The 2,484-nt window shown below is 53.4% G+C and carries 3 protein-coding genes; all 3 read right to left on the bottom strand.

The window, feature by feature from the left end; genetic code table 11:
• Positions 1-296: DUF6538 domain-containing protein (locus PFRI_RS21515; RefSeq protein ID WP_342742263.1), on the bottom strand; the 296-nt coding region annotated here is incomplete at its 3' end.
• 108 nt (positions 297-404) lie between these two features.
• A complete protein-coding gene (locus PFRI_RS08615; protein WP_072630304.1) occupies positions 405-599 on the bottom strand; it encodes a hypothetical protein in 195 nt (64 codons plus the stop codon).
• Between the two features lie 584 nt (positions 600-1,183).
• A complete protein-coding gene (locus PFRI_RS08605) occupies positions 1,184-2,467 on the bottom strand; it encodes a hypothetical protein (RefSeq protein ID WP_072630302.1) in 1,284 nt (427 codons plus the stop codon).
• Between the last annotated feature and the right edge of the window lie 17 nt (positions 2,468-2,484).

The raw sequence follows: 2,484 nt of genomic DNA, 5'->3' as shown, positions 1-2,484 counted from the left end.
TCACCCACAAGACGAGCACGCTGATATCGAGGGCGACCCACAGCCAGTCGAGGACCTTGGGTAGAAGTGGCAGGAGTGGTGTGAGGGGTAGCAAGGGCATGGGCCTGAGCCTCCTTGATGATGGTTGTGAAGGTTTGGTTCAGCTCAGCCACACGCAGCTTGGCCTCACGGGCATCCCCCGTCTTGAGGGATTGCTTGAGGGCTGTGCCCAAGAGGGGTTGCAGTGCCTTGGGGTAGGTCCTGCGGTAAACCCAGGTGTTGTGGGTCTTGTAGGCGTACTTAATCTGAGGTGACATGACGTCTCCTTTCTGGGGCAATTGCCCTGGTTTGGGTGATGGGTTGGGATTTTGTGAGCAGCGCCAAGGAGGGGCAGGGACTAAGCCCTTCCCTGACATGCTCTTGGCTTAGGTTGGTCTCGACAAGACCTGCAGAACCAACGCAATGTCTGGTTCTCCGTATTCCCCAGCAAGGGGACCTGTGAGGGCAGTGCCTGTGATGCAGTCCTCGAAGACTTCATCCACCAAGAACTGGTGTGAGGGGATGTCGTCAAAGCCAGCAAGCAACACGATGCTGCCAGGGGTGATGGTAAGGTCAGTCATCCTAGCCCCTCTGCAGCAGGAGGTCAGGCAACAGTAGGCCCAGGGTGAGACTGAGTGGGATTGGAAAGGGGAAGGGCTGTAGCATGCTCGGTAAGCCAGCAAGCACAACAAGGGCCCCTGAGAGTACCTGTGGGATTGCCAGTGAGATGTCCCAGCGTTTGCGCAGCTGCCACTGCAGGACAAGTCGAAGAGCACCCCCTGCAAGAGCAAGGGCTGTGAAGGTCGTAAACATGATTGGTCTCCATGATGGTTGTTATCATCATAGAGGTCCGAAAGTTCTCAGTTTTGGGACGGAGTGGGCTGGACCTGCGAGTACCCAACTAGCCAACTACCCGAGTACCCGGGTATCTAATTGGGCAAGTAGGCAACTAGGCTAGTAGGCAGCCCAAAATCTCGCCCTAGGCTATGAGGTCGCCTTCGATTGCTCTAAATGCTGATGGAAGGTGAGAGTATCCGCTTACGGGTCCCCTATATGAAGAGGGTTTAGAGGATCCCCTTAGGGTCCTTGTGTATTGATGTTGTTCTTATTGATTATCCACAACAACATACCTCCACGAGATACCCACTCTAGGATTATTCCAGGACTACCCTAAGCTCACATCTGGGGTGATACCTGTATGTTCCCTGAAGACCTGCTTCATGACTGCCCCAGCTTTGTCTGCGTTATCATCCCGAACAACAACAGCATCATGGACAGGCAGGGCAACGATACCTTCCGACCTGAGGGTTTCCAGCACATCGACCAAGATATCGGACTCTTTACGGAACAGTTGCATACCAATCCCTGAGGTCATCAGTGGGAAGATCACGGGGTGCTTTTTCTCGACAGCTCTAAGAATATCTCTGAGGTTGATCCTTGAGGGGAAGTGCTTGCGGGACCCTTTGGGTAGTCGTCTAGGAACTCCTGGACTGTTGATGATCGCTTGCATCACCTTCTTGATGCCTTTGCGGCACTCCGTTGGAATGCCATACTCGGAGAGGTCGTAGAGGTCACCTACGGGAACGTAGTCTTGTGCTTGCGCTTCAGCATACAACAACAAGAGGCTCATCTGTCCGTAGTCGAGCTCCACACACCAATCATCCTCGATGAGGATATGCTCCAGACGTTCATCCGAGGACATGGCTTGCCAGAATCCACCATAGAGCCTGCCGCCTTGTGCAAAGTCTGAGTTGTTGAAGATGCGACGCAGGCGACGGTGTGTTGGATCCACTTGGGGGTGACTACAGGTGATGTCCGCAGTGTCGAGCCAAGCATTGATGTCGGTCATCTGCTGACGCAGGGCGAGGGTTGCCTCATCGTCCTCGTACTCTTGATACTTGGCGATGCTGTTAGAGTGATGCTTGGGAGCCCGCAGGATGATCGCTTCCTCCTCAGGCGCAGGACCTATGTCATCCCTGACAATCCCGAAGTGTTCTATGCGTGACAACAGCTTTGGACCTGCCTTCAGAATGGTTTGTTGTCCTCCTGCAAAGGCTACATTCAGATCTCCATCTACAATCTTGAAGGTGCTGTGGCCTTTCTCGACAACGACAAAGTCCATCTCAGGTGCTGACATCACGTCCAAGATGGCTGGAAGGGTTTTGCCCAAGGCTGTCCCTTTGTATCGTGACTTTGACCTCAGGACTTTATTGCTGAGGGGGAGATGTATGCTGTCGTTGTCAGGCCCAAGCTCTACAGCACAGAGATCACACAGGATGGCTTCAACCGTACGGTCATAGGTTACCTGGTCAGCGGGTCTTCGAGCTCTCTTGCGGGTCTCGTGATAAGCTTCATACCCACTCATTTGGACCTGTACTTCTGCGATGAGCGCCATGAGCTTATCGGTCCTGGCACACAAGAACGGGTTGAATGCGCGGGCTTTATTCATTCAAAAAATATCCAGTA

Origin of the sequence: Planktotalea frisia (assembly GCF_001890925.1) — a bacterium.
Classification (GTDB): Bacteria; Pseudomonadota; Alphaproteobacteria; order Rhodobacterales; family Rhodobacteraceae; genus Planktotalea; species Planktotalea frisia.
The sequence above is the reverse complement of the archived record's forward strand: the minus strand, read 5'-3'. Positions and strand labels throughout refer to the sequence as shown.